General features: G+C 70.3%; 17 protein-coding genes and 1 pseudogene. 7 read left to right on the top strand and 11 right to left on the bottom strand.

Annotation, left to right across the window (positions count from 1 at the left end):
* Window positions 1-32: 32 nt before the first annotated feature.
* The 3 genes from M2266_RS22925 to M2266_RS22915 are packed head-to-tail and all read left to right on the top strand — an operon-like array spanning window position 33 to window position 3,672.
* Window positions 33-557, top strand: a complete 525-nt coding sequence (locus M2266_RS22925) for a PadR family transcriptional regulator (protein ID WP_277439868.1) — start codon at window positions 33-35, stop codon at window positions 555-557.
* Entirely contained in the window at window positions 554-1,255 is a 702-nt protein-coding gene (locus tag M2266_RS22920) for an ABC transporter ATP-binding protein (protein WP_277439867.1), read from the top strand. The genes M2266_RS22925 and M2266_RS22920 overlap by 4 nt, the downstream gene beginning before the upstream one ends.
* Entirely contained in the window at window positions 1,252-3,672 is a 2,421-nt protein-coding gene (locus tag M2266_RS22915; RefSeq protein WP_277439866.1) for an FtsX-like permease family protein, read from the top strand. Before M2266_RS22920 ends, M2266_RS22915 begins: the two co-directional genes overlap by 4 nt.
* 26 nt (window positions 3,673-3,698) lie before the next feature.
* Here M2266_RS22915 and M2266_RS22910 read toward each other — a convergent pair whose 3' ends face one another.
* Window positions 3,699-4,679 (bottom strand): hydrogen peroxide-inducible genes activator, encoded by a 981-nt coding sequence (locus tag M2266_RS22910; RefSeq protein WP_277441314.1) that lies wholly within the window; start codon window positions 4,677-4,679, stop codon window positions 3,699-3,701.
* Between the two features lie 990 nt (window positions 4,680-5,669).
* Here M2266_RS22910 and M2266_RS22905 point away from each other — a divergent pair.
* Both M2266_RS22905 and M2266_RS22900 read left to right on the top strand, forming a co-directional pair.
* Window positions 5,670-6,224: a peroxiredoxin gene (locus M2266_RS22905; protein WP_277439865.1), complete on the top strand. Its 555-nt coding sequence runs from the start codon at window positions 5,670-5,672 to the stop codon at window positions 6,222-6,224.
* A gap of 6 nt (window positions 6,225-6,230) precedes the next feature.
* Window positions 6,231-6,773, top strand: coding sequence for an alkyl hydroperoxide reductase (locus tag M2266_RS22900; RefSeq protein WP_277439864.1), 543 nt, complete (start codon window positions 6,231-6,233; stop codon window positions 6,771-6,773).
* A gap of 70 nt (window positions 6,774-6,843) precedes the next feature.
* Here M2266_RS22900 and M2266_RS22895 read toward each other — a convergent pair whose 3' ends face one another.
* From M2266_RS22895 to M2266_RS22880, 4 genes are all read right to left on the bottom strand, one after another.
* Entirely contained in the window at window positions 6,844-8,295 is a 1,452-nt protein-coding gene (locus M2266_RS22895; RefSeq protein ID WP_277439863.1) for an AI-2E family transporter, read from the bottom strand.
* 189 nt (window positions 8,296-8,484) lie between these two features.
* Window positions 8,485-9,174, bottom strand: coding sequence for a transglycosylase SLT domain-containing protein (locus tag M2266_RS22890; RefSeq protein ID WP_277439862.1), 690 nt, complete (start codon window positions 9,172-9,174; stop codon window positions 8,485-8,487).
* 437 nt (window positions 9,175-9,611) lie between these two features.
* The gene (locus M2266_RS22885) at window positions 9,612-10,931 is read right to left on the bottom strand and encodes a PhoH family protein (protein WP_277439861.1); all 1,320 of its coding nucleotides are present in this window, start codon (window positions 10,929-10,931) and stop codon (window positions 9,612-9,614) included.
* Between the two features lie 552 nt (window positions 10,932-11,483).
* Complete coding sequence (locus M2266_RS22880; protein ID WP_277439860.1) at window positions 11,484-12,245, bottom strand: isoprenyl transferase; 762 nt, start codon at window positions 12,243-12,245, stop codon at window positions 11,484-11,486.
* Between the two features lie 127 nt (window positions 12,246-12,372).
* Here M2266_RS22880 and mgrA point away from each other — a divergent pair.
* Window positions 12,373-13,418 (top strand): annotated as a pseudogene (mgrA, locus tag M2266_RS22875) (L-glyceraldehyde 3-phosphate reductase).
* A gap of 29 nt (window positions 13,419-13,447) precedes the next feature.
* Here the strand turns inward: mgrA and M2266_RS22870 are convergent.
* On the bottom strand, window positions 13,448-14,155 hold the full coding sequence (locus M2266_RS22870; RefSeq protein WP_277439859.1) for an A24 family peptidase: 708 nt from the start codon (window positions 14,153-14,155) through the stop codon (window positions 13,448-13,450).
* 123 nt (window positions 14,156-14,278) lie between these two features.
* Between M2266_RS22870 and M2266_RS22865 the strand changes: the two genes are divergently transcribed.
* Window positions 14,279-14,686, top strand: coding sequence for a DUF192 domain-containing protein (locus M2266_RS22865; protein WP_277439858.1), 408 nt, complete (start codon window positions 14,279-14,281; stop codon window positions 14,684-14,686).
* On the opposite strand, the gene M2266_RS22860 is transcribed toward M2266_RS22865, so the two are convergent.
* The 5 genes from M2266_RS22860 to M2266_RS22840 form a co-directional block, all read right to left on the bottom strand.
* On the bottom strand, window positions 14,679-15,146 hold the full coding sequence (locus tag M2266_RS22860) for a hypothetical protein (protein ID WP_277439857.1): 468 nt from the start codon (window positions 15,144-15,146) through the stop codon (window positions 14,679-14,681). The genes M2266_RS22865 and M2266_RS22860 overlap by 8 nt on opposite strands.
* Window positions 15,147-15,501: 355 nt before the next feature.
* Window positions 15,502-16,089 carry an OmpA family protein gene (locus tag M2266_RS22855; protein ID WP_277441313.1) on the bottom strand — a complete coding sequence of 196 codons (588 nt, stop codon included), beginning with the start codon at window positions 16,087-16,089 and terminating at the stop codon, window positions 15,502-15,504.
* 72 nt (window positions 16,090-16,161) lie between these two features.
* Window positions 16,162-16,755: a hypothetical protein gene (locus tag M2266_RS22850; RefSeq protein ID WP_277439856.1), complete on the bottom strand. Its 594-nt coding sequence runs from the start codon at window positions 16,753-16,755 to the stop codon at window positions 16,162-16,164.
* Between the two features lie 32 nt (window positions 16,756-16,787).
* A complete protein-coding gene (locus tag M2266_RS22845; RefSeq protein ID WP_346780955.1) occupies window positions 16,788-17,342 on the bottom strand; it encodes a pilus assembly protein TadG-related protein in 555 nt (184 codons plus the stop codon).
* A gap of 29 nt (window positions 17,343-17,371) precedes the next feature.
* Entirely contained in the window at window positions 17,372-17,590 is a 219-nt protein-coding gene (locus M2266_RS22840) for a hypothetical protein (RefSeq protein ID WP_277439855.1), read from the bottom strand.
* Between the last annotated feature and the right edge of the window lie 120 nt (window positions 17,591-17,710).

The raw sequence follows: 17,710 nt of genomic DNA, 5'->3' as shown, positions 1-17,710 counted from the left end.
CGGTACGTATACACGTCGTGTAGAGTGCTCGCATGTCAATCGGCCACACCCTGCTCGGGCTCCTCGAGTCCGGCCCCCGCCATGGTTACGACCTCAAGCGCGCCTTCGACGAACGCTTCGGCCACGACCGCCCGCTGCACTACGGGCAGGTCTACTCGACGATGGCCCGACTGCTGAAGAACGGGCTCGTGGAGGTCGAGGGCATAGAGCCCGGCAGTGGCCCCGAGCGCAAGCGCTACGCGATCACGGACGCCGGACTGACCGACGTCGAGACGTGGCTCGCCCAGCCCGAGAAGCCGGAGCCGTACCTGCAGACGACCCTCTACACCAAGGTCGTCCTGGCGCTGCTGACCGGCCGCAGCGCCCTCGATCTGCTGGACACCCAGCGCGCCGAGCACCTGCGCCTCATGCGCGAGCTGACCCGCCGCAAGTCCAGCGGCGACCTCGCCGACCAGCTCATCTGCGACCACGCCCTCTTCCACCTCGAGGCGGATCTGCGGTGGCTGGAACTCACCGCCGCCCGGCTCGACCAGCTCGCGACGGAGGTACGCAAGTGACCAGCTCGACCCCCCAGGCCGGCGCACCGCTCCTGACCGCCGACGCGCTGCACAAGACCTACGGCCCCACCCCCGCCCTGGACGGCGCCGACTTCACCATCCGCTCCGGCGAGGTCGTGGCCGTGATGGGCCCCTCCGGCTCCGGCAAGTCGACGCTGCTGCACTGCCTGGCCGGCATCGTCCGGCCCGACTCCGGCACGGTCCTGTACCGCGGGGAGGAACTGTCCGCCATGTCCGACGGCCAGCGCAGCGCCCTGCGCCGCGGCGACTTCGGGTTCGTCTTCCAGTTCGGCCAGCTCGTCCCCGAACTGACCTGCGTCGAGAACGTCGCCCTCCCGCTGCGGCTGAACGGCACCAAGCGCAAGGAGGCCGAGCGCCTCGCCCTCGAGTGGATGCACCGGTTGGAGGTCGACGACCTCGGCCACAAGCGCCCCGGCGAGGTCTCCGGCGGCCAGGGCCAGCGCGTCGCGGTCGCCCGCGCGCTCGTCGGCGGACCCCGCGTGGTCTTCGCGGACGAGCCGACCGGCGCCCTGGACTCCCTCAACGGCGAGCGCGTCATGCGGCTGCTCACCGACGCCGCCCGGGACACCGGCGCCGCCGTCGTCCTGGTCACCCACGAAGCGCGGGTCGCCGCGTACTCCGACCGCGAGATCGTCGTGCGGGACGGCAAGTCCCGCGACATGGAGCGCGTCGCGTGAGCCAGGACCGTACGCCGCCGACCGACTACGCTCCGGCGGCAACCGCCCCGCGCACCGACGTCCGCACCTGGGCCCGCGACCTCGCCCTCGGCGCGCGCTTCACGCTCGCCGGCGGCCGGGAAGGCTGGATCCGCAACCTGCTGACCGCCGTCGGCGTCGGCCTCGGCGTGGCCGTGCTGCTGCTCGCCGCCGCCGTCCCCGCGATGATGGACGCCCGCTCGGAGCGCAGCAACGCCCGTGACGACATGTACTTCGGCGAGAAACTGCGACCGACGGCCTCGACGATGCTGGTCGAGAGGACCGACACCACGTACCACGACGAGGACGTCTACGGCCGGGTCCTGCGCCCCGACGGCGACAAACCGCCGGTGCCGCCCGGCCTGACGAAGATCCCGGCCCCCGGCGAGATGACGGTCTCCCCCGCGCTCGCCAAGCTCCTGGACTCCCCCGACGGCAAGCTGCTCAAGGAGCGGATCGACCACCGGGTCACTGGCACCATCGCCAAGAGTGGCCTGCTCGGCCCCAAGGAACTCGTCTACTACGCGGGCAGCGACACCATCACCGACGCCCACGCCACTCGCATCGACACGATCGGCGGCAGCCAACAGAACTCCGAAGCACTCGGGGCCATCCTGACCCTGCTCGTCATCATCGGCCTCGTCGTGCTGCTGATGCCGGTGGCCATCCTCATCGCCACCGCCGTCCGCTTCGGCGGCGAACGCCGCGACCGGCGGCTCGCCGCGCTGCGCCTGGTCGGCGCCGACACCCGCATGACACGGCGGATCGCCGCGGGCGAGGCACTCATCGGCGCCCTCGCCGGACTCGTGTTCGGCCTCGGGTTCTTCCTCCTGGGACGGCACTTCACCGGCCAGGTCGAGCTCTACAGGATGAGCGTCTTCCCCTCCGACGTCCGGCCCAGCACCGGCCTCGCCCTGCTCATCGTGCTCGGCGTCCCCGCCGCGGCCGTCGCCGTCACCGTCCTCGCGCTGCGCGGCATCGCCATCGAACCGCTGGGCGTCGTCCGGAACGCCGGACTGCGCAAGCGCCGCCTGCTGTGGCGGCTGCTCATCCCCGTCGCCGGCCTGGCGCTGCTGGCCCCGCTGTTCGGCGGCATCCAGGGCAACGTGAACGTCAACCCGTACCAGGTCTCGGCGGGTGCGATCCTGCTGCTCGTCGGCGTCACCGCCGTCCTGCCCTGGCTCGTCGAGATGATCGTCAACCGCTTCGGCGGCGGCCGGATCCCCTGGCAGCTCGCCACCCGCCGCCTGCAGCTCAACAGCGGCGCGTCCGCCCGGATGGTCAACGGCATCACCGTCGCGGTGGCCGGAGCCATCGCGCTGCAGATGCTGTTCAGCGGCATCGAGGGCGACTTCACCTCCAACACCGGCAAGGACCCCAACCGGGCGCAGATGCAGGCGGGCGTCGACGTCAAGGACGGTCCGCAGGCGACGGCCGCGATCAACGCGTACCGGACCACCCCCGGAGTGCGCTCGGCGCTCGGACTCGTCCAGGCGTCCGCCATCCCCGACGGCGCGGCGGCGAAGGCGAAGGCCTCCGGCAACCCCGACGCGGGGGGCGAGATCCTCGAGTTCCCGGTGCTCATCGGCGACTGCGCCGCGCTCGCCGAGATCGCCGACATCGGCGACTGCGCCGACGGGAGCGTCTACCGCGTCCTGCCGGACGCCTCCTACACGACTCCGCCGGACGTCTCCAAGGCCGGCGCCCGGCTGGACCTCAACGCCCCGCAGAGCGGCGTGCTGACCGGGCCGCCCCGGCCGTGGACCGTACCGTCCACCGCCCGCACGGTGAAGTCCCGCCCGAGCCCCAACGGCGATGTGCAGTGGGGCATCCTCGCCACCCCCGGCACCCTGGACGTGGCGCGGACGCAGGAAGCGCGCGCCACGGTGATGCTCAAGCTCGACGCGCGGCGGCCGGACGCGGAGGAGTACGTCCGCAACACCACGGCCCGGCTCGGCGTGAGCGCGGATGTCTACACGCTCGAGAGCACCCGAACGATACGCAAGTACACAACCATCAAGCGCGGCCTGCTCATCGGCGCGGTCACCACGCTCCTGCTGATCGGTGTCAGCCTGCTGGTCTCGATGCTGGAGCAGCTGCGCGAACGCAAGAAGCTGCTCGCGGTGCTGATCGCCTTCGGGACCCGGCGCTCCACCCTCGGCCTGTCGGTGCTCTGGCAGACCGCCCTGCCCGTCGCCCTCGGCCTGGCCCTGGCCGTCGTCGGCGGCCTCGGACTCGGCTCCGTGCTGCTGAAGATGGTCGGCTCACCGATCCGCGTCGACTGGGCGAGCGCCGCGACCATGTCGGGCGTCGGAGCGGGCGTCGTCCTCCTGGTCACCCTGCTCAGCCTGCCGCCGCTGTGGCGCATGATGCGCCCGGACGGACTGCGGACCGAGTAACGCCCCGCGGCCGGGCCTGACTTCCCTCAGGCCCGGCCGACGTCCTCCGCCCCTTCCAGGACCCGGACCGGCAGCGGCCGCAGCGCCTCGCGCAGCGCGGCGGCGAAGGCCGTGAACTCCTCCGCCCGGGCGGTCCCGCTCCGCATCGCGAGCGCGATCCGCCGCGACGGCGCGGGATCCGCGAAGTACCCCGTCGACAGCTGGTCGTTGCGCCCTGTCTCCACCAGCAGCGCGGTCCGCGGCAGCAGCGTCACCCCGAGCCCGCCCGCGACCAGTTGCACGAGCGTGGACAGCCCGGCCGCGGTCGTCGTCACCGGAACCCCGCCCGGTCGCCCCGCCTCCCGGCAGATGTCGAGCGCCTGGTCGCGCAGGCAGTGCCCCTCGTCGAGCAGCAGCAGATCCATCTCCCGCAGCGCCTCCCGCGGAATGGCCTGCCGCCCGGCCAGCCAGTGCCCCCGCGGCGCGACCACGGCGAAGTCCTCGTCGAACAGCGGCAGTTCGGTCACCCCGGGCACCCCGAGCGGCACCGCGAGCAGCAGCAGGTCCAGCCGCCCGCCGGTCAGCCCCTCCAGCAGCGACGACGTCTGCTCCTCGTGCACCTGCAGATCCAGCGCCGGGTACCGGGTGTGTACCAGCCGCAGCACCGTCGGCAGCAGATACGGCGCGACGGTCGGGATCACCCCGAGCCGCAACACCCCGGTGAACGGCGCCCGCGCCGCCTCCGCCTCCTCCATCAGCTCCCCCACGGCGTCGAGCACGCTCCGTGTCCGAGCGGCGATCCGCTCCCCGGCAGCGGTGAGCAACACCTTCCGCGTCGTCCGCTCGACCAGCTGCACCCCCAACGTCTCCTCCAGCGCGGCCACCGCCCCGGAGAGCGCCGGCTGACTGGTCCCGATGGCCGCCGCCGCGTCCCGGAAGTGCAGGTACTCGGCCACAGCGGCAAAGGCCCGCAGCTGCGGGAAGGTCGGGGACTTCGTCCCGTGACGGGACGGGGCTGGGGTGACGATGACTTCCTCCGATGGCACACACATTCTTCGCCGTGAAGACATTCGATCGTCGCTCTCGTTGGACATATCAGCAAATCACATCCCAGGGGCGGAGAGATCCATGATCGCTGTCGGCGCGTACCCGCGCATGAGGGAGGACCCGCGGGCGGGCGATCCACTCGACGGACGCCGTGGGGTGAAGAGACAGCTCGACGACGTCCGGGATCCCTCGACGACGTCCGGGTCTCGCGCGCGGCAACGGTTGGCACGTCGGAAAGGTCCTCGACCGTCGCCCCAACCCCTACCCGGCCGGCGGTTCGGCGAAGAAGTACGGCTACCGCTACCCATGCCGGGCGTCCGACGGCGGCTGCGGTGGCATCTCCCGGGTCGGGCCACTCGTCGAGGAGTTCGTGGAGCGGGCATTCCTGCGGTACGTCGGTACGTCGGTACGTCGGTACGTCGGTACGTCGGTACGTCGACCGTGAATGCATAACAGCGCGGTTCGGAATTCTGGCCCGCCTGCCGGCGGATCCGGATACCGCCACGGAGCTGGATTGCCTCAAGCAAGAAAAGAACCGAACTTCGCGCCACTTTCTCGCCGGGAAGAATCTCCGCAATCGATTTCGCGCGCCAGAGCACACTTCCGGACGCCCGCGAAGCGGTGCGGCGGACCGTACTACGTTGTGCGGAAGCGCGGAGGGAGCGGGCGTCGATCGAGTTACCGGCCGTACCGCGGGACTGGACGGCGTACCCGGTTATCGCGCAGCGGTCCCTCTTGCGCTGAAACGTGACCTCCGTGGTGGTTCGTCCCGCCGGACGAGGCCGCAGGTCCGACCCGGCTCTGGTCAAAATCGTCTGAAAGACGCCACCCGCCACCGCGTTGATAGCTAAAGACGATCAATGATCACACCTCAGACGATTTCCACGATCAGTCGCCCCATGGGAGGGTGGAAGCCGTCCAACCCGCAGGAAATACCGCGATCCGGTCTTTCCCGTACCAAAGGCTTATCTATGCTTTCCGTCGGCGACAAGTTCCCCACCTTCGATCTGACCGCGTGCGTAGACCTCGACGCGGACAAGGCCTTCACCCAGATCAACCACAAGACCTACGAAGGCTCTTGGTCTGTGGTGTTTTTCTGGCCCAAGGACTTCACGTTCGTGTGCCCGACGGAAATCGCCGCGTTCGGCAAGCTGAATGACGAGTTCAAGGACCGCGACGCGCAGATCCTCGGCGTTTCCGGTGACTCCGAGTTCGTGCACCACGCCTGGCGCAAGGACCACGCCGACCTGCGTGACCTGCCGTTCCCGATGCTCGCGGACTCCAAGCACGAGCTCATGCGCGACTGCGGCGTCGAGGGCGAGGACGGCTTCGCGCAGCGAGCCGTGTTCATCGTCGACCCGAACAACGAGATCCAGTTCACGATGGTGACCGCCGGCTCCGTGGGGCGTAACCCCAAGGAGGTGCTGCGGGTGCTCGACGCGCTGCAGACCGACGAGCTGTGCCCGTGCAACTGGAGCAAGGGCGAGACGACTCTCGACCCGGTCGCGCTCCTCGCGGGCGAGTGATCCGGTATGTCACTGGACAACCTCAAGTCGGCGCTGCCCGACTACGCCAAGGACCTGAAGCTGAACCTCGGCTCGGTCATCGGTAACTCCGAGCTTCCGCAGCAGCAGCTGTGGGGCACGGTGCTCGCCGTCGCCATCGCGTCGCGTTCGCCGCGGGTGCTGAGCGAGCTGGAGCCGGAGGCGAAGGCCAACCTGTCGCCCGAGGCGTACACCGCCGCCAAGTCCGCTGCCGCGATCATGGCGATGAACAACGTCTTCTACCGGACCCGGCACCTGCTGTCGGACCCGGAGTACGGCACGCTGCGCGCGGGGCTGCGGATGAACGTCATCGGCAACCCGGGTGTGGAGAAGGTCGACTTCGAGCTGTGGTCGCTGGCGGTCTCCGCCGTCAACGGCTGCGGCCAGTGCCTGGACTCGCACGAGGCCGTGCTGCGCAAGGCGGACGTCTCCCGCGAGACGATCCAGGAGGCGGTCAAGATCGCCGCCGTCGTCCAGGCGGTCGGAACGACGCTGGACGCCGAGGCCGTCATCACGGGCATCACCGGCTGAGCAGCCGCACCGCGGTACGCGACGGGCCCCCGACCAACCGGTCGGGGGCCCGTCGGCGTCATACGGGGAGCTACCCCTCGACCACGGTGTCGCGCGGGTCCACCTCGGCGGCCATGGCCGCCTCCCGGGCGTGCGTGCGCAGGTAGCCGACGACGGTGTTCGTCACGGCGACCAGCGGGACCGCGACGACGGCGCCGCCGATGCCCGCGATGAGCGACCCGGCGGCCACGGAGAGCACCACGGCCAGCGGGTGGACGCGGACGGCGCGGCCGAGGATGAAGGGCTGCAGGACGTGGCCCTCGATCTGCTGGACCGCGAGCACCACGATGAGCACCATCAGGGCGGTGAACGGCCCCTCGGTCACGAGCGCGACGACCATCGCCAGCGCGCCGGAGGCGACGGCGCCGACCAGCGGGACGAAGGCGGCGACGAAGATGACGACGGCCAGCGGCACCGCCATCGGCACGTTCAGGAACCAGATGCCGACGCCGATGAACACGGCGTCGATGAGGGCCACTATCACCGTGCCGCGCACGTAGAGCGTCAGCGTCCGCCAGGCGCGCGGCCCGGCGCCCGCCAGCCCGTCGCGGGCGGCGGCGGGGAAGAGCTTGAGGGTCCAGTTCCAGATGTTGCGGCCGTCGTAGAGCAGGAAGAGCGTGCTGAACATCGCCAGCAGCACGCCGGTGAGCAGTTCGACGATGACGGTGACGCCCTGGAGCCCCGCGTCGGTGATCGCCTTGGTGTTCGTGCTGATGGTGTCGGTGAGGTTCGTGGCGAGCTGGTTGATCTGGTCGTCGGTGACGTGGAACGGGCTGTTGAGGAGCCAGCGCTTCATCTCGGCGACGCCGTCGGTGAGCTTGGTGGACAGGTCGTCGACGTTGTCCATCACCTGCCACACCACGAACCAGCCGACCAGGCCCATCAGCACGAAGCCGCCGATGAAGGTGATGCCGGTGGCGAGGCCGCGCGGGACGCCGGCGCGCTTGAGGCGGGCGACGACGGGTTGCAGCAGGGCGGTGATGAGGAGCGCGGCGACGAAGGCGAGGACGACCAGCTGTATCGCGCCGATGATCCGCATCAGCACGTAGACGGTGCCGGCCAGCACCAGCAGCCGCCAGGCGACCTCGGCGCCGACGCGCATGCTCCACGGCACGACGGCGAGCGGGTCGGGCAGTCTGGCGGCCGGTGCCTTCGGCGCATGGCCGGGGGCCGCCACGGCCCTGGGCGCGGGCCGCGGCTCCGTACCGGTCTCCGATCCGTGTTCGGTCTCCGACCCGGGCTCGGTCCCCTGCTCGACGTCCGACCGGGCGACGTCCGACCTCGCGACGTCCCACCGAGCGACGTCCGACCGCTGGACGTCCGGCCGCGGCGTGGCTCTCGGCTTGGGTCTCGGCTTCGGCGGCGGGGCGTCGGGTTGTTCGTCCTGCTCGGCCGTCACCTCGGCGCGTCGTTCATCCAGGCGGTCGGCGAGCTTGGCCAGCTTGGAGGCGGCCATCGCGCTCCAATGGCGCTTTTCCGACATCGCGTTCCCCTGCCCCTGTGTTCGGCACCGGAACGGGCACCGGTGAGGAGGACGACGTTACCCGTGTCCGGGGTTGCCTCTCCGGCCGCCTGCCCCCTGTACGGGTGCCGACACGCGCATGCCCCCCGACCGGTGGGGTCGGGGGGCATGCGGTGGACGCTCACCCCGTACGAGGGGATGCGCTGCGGCCTAGTACGACTGGTGCTGCTGCCAGTAGGACCAGGCGCCGCACGGGCTGTGGTACCGGCTGTTCATGTAGTTGAGGCCCCACTTGATCTGCGTGGCCGGATTGGTCCGCCAGTCGGCGCCGGCCGTGGCCATCTTGTTGCCCGGGTACGACTGCACGAGTCCGTACGCGCCCGAGGACGGGTTGGTCGCCGTGTAGTCCCAGCCGCTCTCGTGCTCCACGATGTTGGAGAAGCACTGGAACTGATCGGCCCCGACGATCTGCCGCGCCATGTCCTTGACTTCGGCGGTCGTGTACGAGCTCTTGACCGCGAACGTCGCGCGCTCGGAGGAACGGCTCGCGGCCGCCTTCGCCTCCAGCTCGCGGGCTTCCTTCGCCTTGGCGGCCGCTTCGTCGGCGGCCTTCTTCTTGGCGGAGGCGTCCTTGGCGGCCTGCTGGCGCGCGCTGTCCTCGGCGGCCTTCTTCGCCGCCGCCTGCGCGGCGTCGGACTGCGCCTGCGCCTGCTGCGTCAGAGAAGCCTGCTGAACCTGCTGGCCAGCAGGTATGTCCGCGAGTACGGTCGTCGCGCCGGCGGCTTCGACAGGCTGGTTGGAGCCCTGGTCAGCGCCTGCTGCGACGCCGACTACGGCGCCCACGGTGGTGACTGCGGTGGCCGAGGCCACGGCGAATCCCCGGACCGAGATCCGGCTCACACGGTTGTCCTTCCAGCACCGTCCGCGTGGTGACCTCGCGGACGAAATCGTGCCCCTGAACGCTGGCCTCCCCTTGTTCCGGACCGCGAGCGGTCCGACTGGTCACGGGGGCACGGGCCCGATGCGGGTTCCCTGACGGGATTCCGCGTGTTGCTCGGGCGGCTTACGGCGGCGACGCTGTTCAGTTCTGGGGTTCCACACCGCTGGGGGTGTGGGTGTGCCGTAAGCGGGGCCTGACAGCGTCACACCCTAGCGGGAAGGGAACGCCGTCAAGCAATTTACGGTTGCGTGGCAAACGTCACACGGCGTCTTGTCCGGAAAGCATCGGCGTGGCGCTCCCCATAACGCTAGGCTGCTGCGCCCCTTGGGGACGCAGCAGCCTCAACTCACGCACGGTCACCGGGATATGGCCCGGCTATGCCCCGTTATTGCCCTGGTTACGACCCGTTGTCCTCCAGCAACTCCGTCACCAATGCGGCGATCGGGGAGCGTTCGGACCGGTTCAGGGTGATGTGTGCGAAGAGCGGGTGCCCCTTCAGTTTCTCGACGACGGCCACCACCCCGTCGTACCGGCCGACCCTCAGGTTGTCCCGCTGTGCCACGTCATGGGTCAGAACGACCCGCGACCCGGCACCGATACGGGACAGAACGGTCAGCAGGACGTTCCGTTCGAGCGACTGCGCCTCGTCCACGATCACGAACGCGTCGTGGAGCGACCGGCCGCGGATGTGGGTGAGCGGCAGCACTTCGAGCATGCCCCGCGCCACGACCTCCTCGATGACGTCCTTGGACGTCACCGCGGACAGGGTGTCGAAGACCGCCTGAGCCCAGGGGCTCATCTTCTCCGACTCACTGCCCGGCAGGTAGCCCAGCTCCTGTCCGCCGACCGCGTACAGCGGCCGGAAGACCATCACCTTGCGGTGCTGCTGTCGCTCCAGCACGGCCTCCAGACCCGCGCACAGGGCCAGCGCCGACTTACCGGTGCCCGCCCGTCCGCCCAGCGACACGATCCCGACGTCGGGGTCGAGCAGCAGGTCGAGCGCGACCCGCTGTTCGGCGCTGCGGCCGTGCAGGCCGAAGGCCTCCCGGTCGCCGCGCACCAGCCGCACCCGGCCGTCCTCGGTCACCCGGCCGAGCGCCTTGCCGCGCTCGGACTGGAGGACCAGTCCGGTGTGCACGGGCAGGTCGCCCGCCTCGGGCAGGACGATGACCTCTTCCGCGTAGAGCCTGTCCACCTCCTCCGCGTCGACCAGCAGCTCCTCCATACCGGTCCAGCCCGACGTGATCGCCAGCTCGGCCCGGTACTCCTCGGCCAGCAGGCCGACGGAGGAGGCTTTCACCCGCAGCGGCAGGTCCTTGGAGACGACCGTGACGTCGTACCCCTCGGCCTGGAGGTTGCGGGCGACCGCCAGAATGCGCGAGTCGTTGTCACCCAGCCGGAACCCGACGGGGAGCACCCCGGGGTCCGAGTGATTCAGTTCGACGCGGAGCGTGCCACCCAGCTCGCCGATCGGGATCGGGGCGTCGAGGCGCCCGTTCTTGATCCGGAAGTCGTCGAGCAGCCGCAACGCCTGACGGGCGAAGTAGCCGAGCTCGGGGTGGGCCCGCTTGGCCTCCAACTCCGTTACCACCACCACCGGGAGCACGACCTCGTGCTCTTCGAAGCGGGTGAGGGCATTGGGGTCGGCAAGCAGGACGCTGGTGTCGAGAACGTAAGTGCGCCGGTCGTGCTCCCGGCGATTCTTGCTTTTCACCACGTGTGGACGAACCCCCTCGGGCAGAGGTCGGGGTGCGACAACGTCGCGCTGTACTGGGCCGGGACCGGGCGCGTGGGCCGGTCCGCGGCCCTCCGTAAACGGCACGTCCGTGGGCAAAGGGCCTCCCGGGCGGACGAACCTGGGTGCCGTCCGCTGTTGACCGGTGTATGCCCTCGAAAGAGGGTGCCTATGCGACTGCATATGACAGCTGTGCCATCAATCCTGGCGCGGGCCCGAAAAAACTGCGGCAGATGAACGGAGGGTGCTGCGGCAGATGGCCGAAGGGGGCTACGGAGAAGTCGTCCGGGGCCGGCGGGAGCCGGTGGCAGGGGTCGGCCGGCGGAACGGCCCGAGGGCGGTCGGCGGGACCGCCCGCGGCGGGCCGTAGGGGGTACTCGTCGCGGGCCGAACGTGTGGGGCGGCGGTGCGCCGGACGAGGTGGGGCGGCGCCGTCGGCATGGCTACGAACCGCCGTTCGCAACGACTACGGGCCGCCGGCCGCGGCGACTACGAATCATCTGTCGCGGTGGCCACACGCCGCCGCCCCGATGACTACGATCCGTAGCGGCGGTGGCGCGCGGCGTAGTCACGCAGCGCGCGCAGGAAGTCGACCTTGCGGAAGGCGGGCCAGAAGACTTCGCAGAAGTAGTACTCGGAGTGGGCGCTCTGCCAGAGCATGAAGCCCGACAGGCGCTGCTCGCCGCTGGTGCGGATGACGAGGTCCGGGTCGGGCTGGCCGCGCGTGTAGAGGTGCTCCGCGATGTGCTCGACGTCCAGCAGTTCGGCGAGGTCCTCGATGGACGTGCCGCGTCCTGCGTGTTCGTGCAGCAGCGAACGGACCGCGTCCGCGATCTCCTGGCGGCCGCCGTAGCCGACCGCGACGTTCACGAGGATGCCCTCGACGCCGTGGGTGGCCTGCTCCGCCTCCTTCAGCACCGACTGGGTGCGCGCGGGCAGCATGTCCATCGTGCCGACGTGGTGGACGCGCCAGCGGCCGGTCTCGGCCAGCCCGCTCACGGCGCCTTCGATGATGCCCAGCAGCGGGACGAGCTCCTCGGCGGGACGGTCCAGGTTGTCGGTCGACAGCAGCCAGAGCGTGACGACCTTGACCCCGGTCTCCTCGCACCAGCCCAGCATCTCGGCGATCTTGTCGGCGCCGGCCCGGTGGCCTTCCTCCGTCGTACCGCCCGCGGCCTTGGCCCAGCGCCGGTTGCCGTCCAGGATCACGCCAATGTGCTTGGGGCCCTGAGCCAGATCGAGGCGGTGCTCCACTCGGCGGGCATACAGCCCATACACCAGGTCGCGCAGATTCATCGCGTACCAGCCCCTCCAGCGCTCGTCACCCGATCGCCACAGTACTGCGCGCGGCGGCGAGCGCACGAACCGGGTGCCCGGCTTCCGCTTCGGATCCCGGGGTCGAGAGGCGTGATAGGCAGGGCCCATGAATAACCGTTCCCTCTACCGCGCCGCCGACGAGCGCTACGACTCCATGGAGTACCGCCGCACCGGCCGCAGCGGGTTGAAGCTGCCCGCGATCTCGCTGGGCCTGTGGCACAACTTCGGTGACGACCGCACCCTCGACTCGCAGCGCGCGATCCTGCGCCGCGCCTTCGACCTGGGCGTCACCCACTTCGACCTGGCCAACAATTACGGCCCGCCCTACGGCGCCGCCGAGTCCAACTTCGGGACGATCCTGGCGCAGGACTTCCGCCCGTACCGCGACGAGCTGGTCATCTCCAGCAAGGCCGGCTGGGACATGTGGCCGGGCCCCTACGGCGACGCCGGTTCCCGCAAGTACCTGCTCTCCTCGCTCGACCAGTCGCTGTCCCGCATGGGCCTCGACTACGTCGACATCTTCTACTCCCACCGCTTCGACCCGGAGACCCCGCTCGAGGAGACGATGGGCGCCCTGGCCTCCGCCGTCCAGCAGGGCAAGGCGCTCTACGTCGGCATCTCCTCGTACAGCCCCGAGCGCACCCGCGAGGCGGCCCGCATCCTGCGTGAGCTGGGCGTCCCGGCGCTGATCCACCAGCCCTCGTACTCGATGATCAACCGGTGGATCGAGGACGACGGGGCTGCTCGACGTCCTCGCCGAGGAGGGCATGGGCTGCATCGGCTTCGTGCCGCTCGCCCAGGGCCTGCTGACGGACAAGTACCTCGGCGGCATCCCCGAAGACTCCCGCGCCGCGCAGGGCAAGTCCCTCGACCCGGGCCCTGGTCAACGACGAGACGGTCACCCGGCTCCGCGCCCTGAACGACATTGCGCAGAGCCGCGGCCAGTCCCTCGCCCAGCTAGCGCTGAGCTGGGTGCTGCGCGACGAGCGCGTCACCTCGGCGCTCATCGGCGCCTCGTCGGTCAGGCAGTTGGAGGCCAACGTGGCGGCGGTCGGCGCGCCGAAGCTCACGGCGGAGGAGCTGGCGGAGATCGACAAGCACGCGGTGGAGCCGGAGGGCGTGAACCTCTGGTCGGTGAGCAGCGAGGCGTAGCCCTCGCCCAGGTGGGGTGCCGGTGGCGGTCAGGCGGTCGCCAGCAGCACCCCGCCCAGGGCTCCGATCAGCATGAACGGCCCAAAGGGCATGGGCGTCTTACGGTTCGCCCGGCGGGTGGCCAGCAGGACGAGCCCCGCGACGGCGCCGAGGACGAAGCCCGCGAAGGTGCCCGCGAAGAGCACCGGCCAGCCGTACCAGCCGAGGGCCAGACCGAGCGTGGGAGCGAGTTTCACGTCGCCGAAGCCCATGCCGGCCGGGTTGATGAGGAACAGCAGGAAGTAGACGGCCCCCAGGACGACCCCACCGAGCAACGCCCGCGGCCAGGAGCCCTCGTGCCCCGGGAGCAGGGCCGCGACGCCCAGCAGGGCGGCCGTGGCGGCCATCGCCGGGATGGTCAGCACGTCGGGCAGCCGGAAGACGGCCAGGTCGATACGGGCCAGCAGCACGCCGAGCGGCACGAGCACCAGCCACACGACCAGTTCGGGGCGAGCCCCGACGAGCGCGGCGAGCGCGGCGCAGGCCGTGACGCAGAGCAGCACGGTGCCGTAGGGCCGCTGCCCCGCGCCCTTCCCGCCGATCCAGCCGCGCGGGCCGCCGGGGTAGCGGCGGCCGTCCTCGTCGTCCGCGCGCACCGGTTCCCCGGACGCGACCGCGAGCCGGTGCGTGGCGCGCGGCAGCGCGAGGCCCGCCGCGATTCCCCAGACGGCGGCGGCCGCGGTGAGGTAGACAGACATCCGGTGTCCTCCCGTGCGGGACGGATTCGGCACGGCGCGGGAGGCGCGGGCCCTGCGGGTTTCGGGGGGTTTCGGGGGCCGAGGCTACACGGAGGTGCTGGTCGGATGGATCGGATGGGTTGGATGCGTCGGAGGCACCGGTGGCGGGACGGCGGGGGCACGTTGCGGCTTTCGGCGTCGGACACGGACGACGAGCCGGCTCCGTCCGTCCCCTGGGAGATCGGCCTGGAGATCGCCGCGTCCTACCGCGCCAGGACCCGGGGCCTGCTCGGGCGCGACGGTTTGACCGGAGCGCTGCTCCTCACCCCCGCGACGAGCGTGCACACCGTCCGGATGCGCTTCGCGATCGACGTCGCCTACCTGGACCGCCGCCTGCGCGTCCTGGCGGTGCGCACCATGCCCCCCGGCCGCCTGGGACGCCCCCGCCTGCGGGCACGGCACGTGCTGGAGGCGGAGGCGGGCGCGATGGAGCGCTGGGGGGTGCGGCGGGGGGTGCGGGTGGAGATCGAGGCGCGGTCCGCCGTCAATTGACGTCGATGCTGTTGACGATCTGCCGCAGTTCGACGGGCCAGCCCGCGGTGTCGGGCCCGGTGACGCGGACGAGGACAGGACGGCCGTGGCTGTCGGTCGTGGTGACCTCGACGGCGCGGTTTCTGCTGCCGTCCGCGGCCCGCTCCACGTATCTGACCTGCGTCGCGGGACGGCCCCCGATGGTCATGGGCCGCGGGCGGACGCCGCGCCGGATGGCACCGCCCGGCCGCACGGTGATCTCGCCGACCTGACGGCCGCCCTTGCCCCGCAGCACGGCGGAGGCCTGTGCGCCGGCGCCGGCGGTGCGCAGCTCCTCCCACACCTTCGGATGGGCGACGGCGACCGAGCCGCCGCGCATCACCTTCCACCCCTCGGGCGCCCCGGCGCCGACGGAGCACCCGCTCAGCCCGACGACGACGGCCACACCCGCCGTACATCGAATCATCCCTTTTGTCCGCATGGCGCCAATGTAGGGTCCACGCGCAGTGCGCGGCCGGTCAGCACGCCGCGCGAAGGAGTCCCTCCGCAACAGCGCTCACCCGCGACAAGGAGAGACCCGCGCCAGGCACCCCGCCTGGACGTCCTCGTCAAACAACGCCGCGATCAACTCCGCCGGCGGGCCGATCGAGGCGGAGTCACCGGAGCGCCACCGGCCACGTCATCGACGCGACGGGCGGCTGCCGGCCCTGAGGCTCCGACAGACGCCACCTGGACGCGGGCAACAAAAAACGGGCCGGTTCGCAGGGGGGGGGGAGAGCGAACCGGCCCGAGGGGGGGAGTTACACCGTACCGCCTATGAGCGCGTGCTCAGCACCTCACGCGCCGGACGGAGTGAACGTAATCTCCACGCGGCGGTTCTGCCGGCGGCCTGCTTCCGTCGAATTATCCGCAATGGGGTAGTCCTCGCCGTACCCGCGCACCTGGAAACTGTGCGTCGTGCCACCCGCCGAACCGAGCGAACTGGCCAGGATTCCGTAGACGGCGTCGGCGCGTTGCTTCGACAGGATGTCGCCGTGCTCCTCGCTGCCCAGGTCGTCGGTGAAGCCGAAGACCCGGATGGGTGAGGAGACGTGCTTCGCGTTGATGTCGCCGGCGATGGCCTTGATCCGGGACGTGGCGGCCGCCGACAGCGCGGCGCTGTCCCTGCCGAACAGCACGTCCGCCTGGAGCGCGTACGTGATCGAGGTATTGGACTCCTCATGCCGCTGCTCCGGCTGACTCGCGCTGGTCGACGACTGGTCCGTGACCGCCACGATGTCCAGCACCTTCGCCGGCGCGAGCGTCGCCCCCTCCGGCAACTTCAGCCGCGGCGACGTCGGATCGACCTTCACCGGCGCCGAAGGCGCGGCGGTGGAGGGCGAGGGCCCTCCATCCGCCCGGGCCACCACCACCGGCCCGGCCAGCCCGACCGACACCACCGAAAGCACGACGAGGGCCGCACCGGCAGCCCGACGCTTCGTACGGTCCACGACCGATCACCCCTCCGAAATCTGAATCTTGGCGGGCGGCATGGTGGGCAACTGGAACTCGACGGAGGTGGTGGCGGTGGGAGGGGCGGGGAACTGGGCGAAGATGGGGCGGGTCTCCTTGGGTTGGATACTGAGCAGGCCCATCGTGCACAGGCACTTGCCCTCCGTATCGCGGAGGACGTAGTAGCGCTTCTTGCCCGCTTCATCGACCAGAACCGCACCGGCGACCGAGGCACCCGATTTGCTGACCGCGGTCTCCGAACCCACCCACATGTCCGCGTTGAAGGTTTCGGTGCCGTTGTTGGTGACTACGCCCTGCACCGTCACGAAACCACCCGCATCCCGGACAACCGAGTTGATAGTGATCTCGATTCCCTTCTCCCCTTTGACCTGGGCCAGGACCTGGGTCGGCTCAGCCGACGGGGAGGTGGTCCCCCCCGAAGAACTCCCCGCCTTCGGAGCACTGGAGTGGGACGAGGGCTTGCTGTCCGGCTGCTTGCCATCCCCGCCTCCGCCGCAGCCCGCCAGAGCCAGGGCGACGCCGGCCGCGAGCGCCACCATCGCTGAGGCCCGTCGGATCGGCCTGTACTGGTCGCCCATAACTCCCCGTTCCTTCGTTGCTCGACCGGCCGTTACGTGCTCAGGTGGACTGAGTAGAACAGCGAAAGGTCCAACCGGAAATCGCTTGCCGTCGGATCTACGATCACATCAGCATCGTTACAGGTGAACGTGATCGCCTTGCCGTTTTTGGGGCCCACGGTGCAACGGGGGTCAACGACAGCCGTGGCATGTGCCACCGCGTGCTTGTCCTCCGTGCCCTCGATGACGGACTTACCTACGGTTCCTTGGGTACGAACGCCGACGGCATAACCAGGAGGTCCGTCTACTCGTTCGCATGTCTGACGATCGGCGTGATTGGCCACCGCCATGGTCTCCGCGGCCTCGCAGGCACCGGCACCCTGCATGCCGGCCCCCGCGAGGAGATCGCCGAGTCGGGGCAAGTCGCCCTCGCGTAGCGCTTTGTTGAACGCGTCTTTGACGTCGTCGCGGGCGCTACGGGCAGCTGCCAACGCGGAGGCGTCAGCCGCCGTCTGGGCGCTGTTCCGGACAACAGACGCCTGGCCCACAGCGAAGAACGCGAACGCGAGGAAGAACAGCGCCGCCACCGCCACGATGTACAAGCCGATCGTTTGTCCATCGTCGCTGCGCGCTAGCGCTACTTTCCGTCGCCCGCGATGACCTTGTCGATCATGCCAGTGATGCCGTTCTTGACCTTCGTGCCGATGTCCGTCGTTCCCGCGAGCACTCCGATGATCACCGCGATCACGACGGCGATCCCCAGGTACTCGAAGGACGTCTGCCCCCGGTCGCTGCTCAACTTCTCGCGCATCCAGATCTGCGTGACCACGAGCCGCTTCACTGCCCAAGTGCTCATGTCTGATCGCCCCATCCTTTGTCACCTGATGAACGCCAACCACGCCCAATGCGACGGCCGGTCTCTCGTTCCCACGCTCGCTACGACCGTCGGCCCCGACGTCACAGTTCACGGCGCACC

This window comes from Streptomyces sp. SPB162 (genome assembly GCF_029504575.1).
In the GTDB taxonomy this organism is placed as follows: Bacteria; Actinomycetota; Actinomycetes; order Streptomycetales; family Streptomycetaceae; genus Actinacidiphila.
Note: the sequence above shows the minus strand (reverse complement) of the source record. Positions and strands in the feature narration are given on the sequence as shown.

What these genes read in the sequence shown, in the direction of transcription:
- M2266_RS22900 (WP_277439864.1), top strand. Translation starts at nt 6,231, where the DNA reads ATGTCACTGGACAACCTCAAGTCGGCGCTGCCCGACTACGCCAAGGAC.
- M2266_RS22870 (WP_277439859.1), bottom strand. Translation starts at nt 14,155, where the DNA reads ATGTCTGTCTACCTCACCGCGGCCGCCGCCGTCTGGGGAATCGCGGCG.
- M2266_RS22850 (WP_277439856.1), bottom strand. Translation starts at nt 16,755, where the DNA reads ATGGGCGACCAGTACAGGCCGATCCGACGGGCCTCAGCGATGGTGGCG.
- M2266_RS22840 (WP_277439855.1), bottom strand. Translation starts at nt 17,590, where the DNA reads ATGAGCACTTGGGCAGTGAAGCGGCTCGTGGTCACGCAGATCTGGATG.
- M2266_RS22865 (WP_277439858.1), top strand. Translation starts at nt 14,279, where the DNA reads ATGCGTCGGAGGCACCGGTGGCGGGACGGCGGGGGCACGTTGCGGCTT.
- M2266_RS22895 (WP_277439863.1), bottom strand. Translation starts at nt 8,295, where the DNA reads ATGTCGGAAAAGCGCCATTGGAGCGCGATGGCCGCCTCCAAGCTGGCC.
- M2266_RS22925 (WP_277439868.1), top strand. Translation starts at nt 33, where the DNA reads ATGTCAATCGGCCACACCCTGCTCGGGCTCCTCGAGTCCGGCCCCCGC.
- M2266_RS22905 (WP_277439865.1), top strand. Translation starts at nt 5,670, where the DNA reads ATGCTTTCCGTCGGCGACAAGTTCCCCACCTTCGATCTGACCGCGTGC.
- M2266_RS22860 (WP_277439857.1), bottom strand. Translation starts at nt 15,146, where the DNA reads ATGCGGACAAAAGGGATGATTCGATGTACGGCGGGTGTGGCCGTCGTC.
- M2266_RS22880 (WP_277439860.1), bottom strand. Translation starts at nt 12,245, where the DNA reads ATGAATCTGCGCGACCTGGTGTATGGGCTGTATGCCCGCCGAGTGGAG.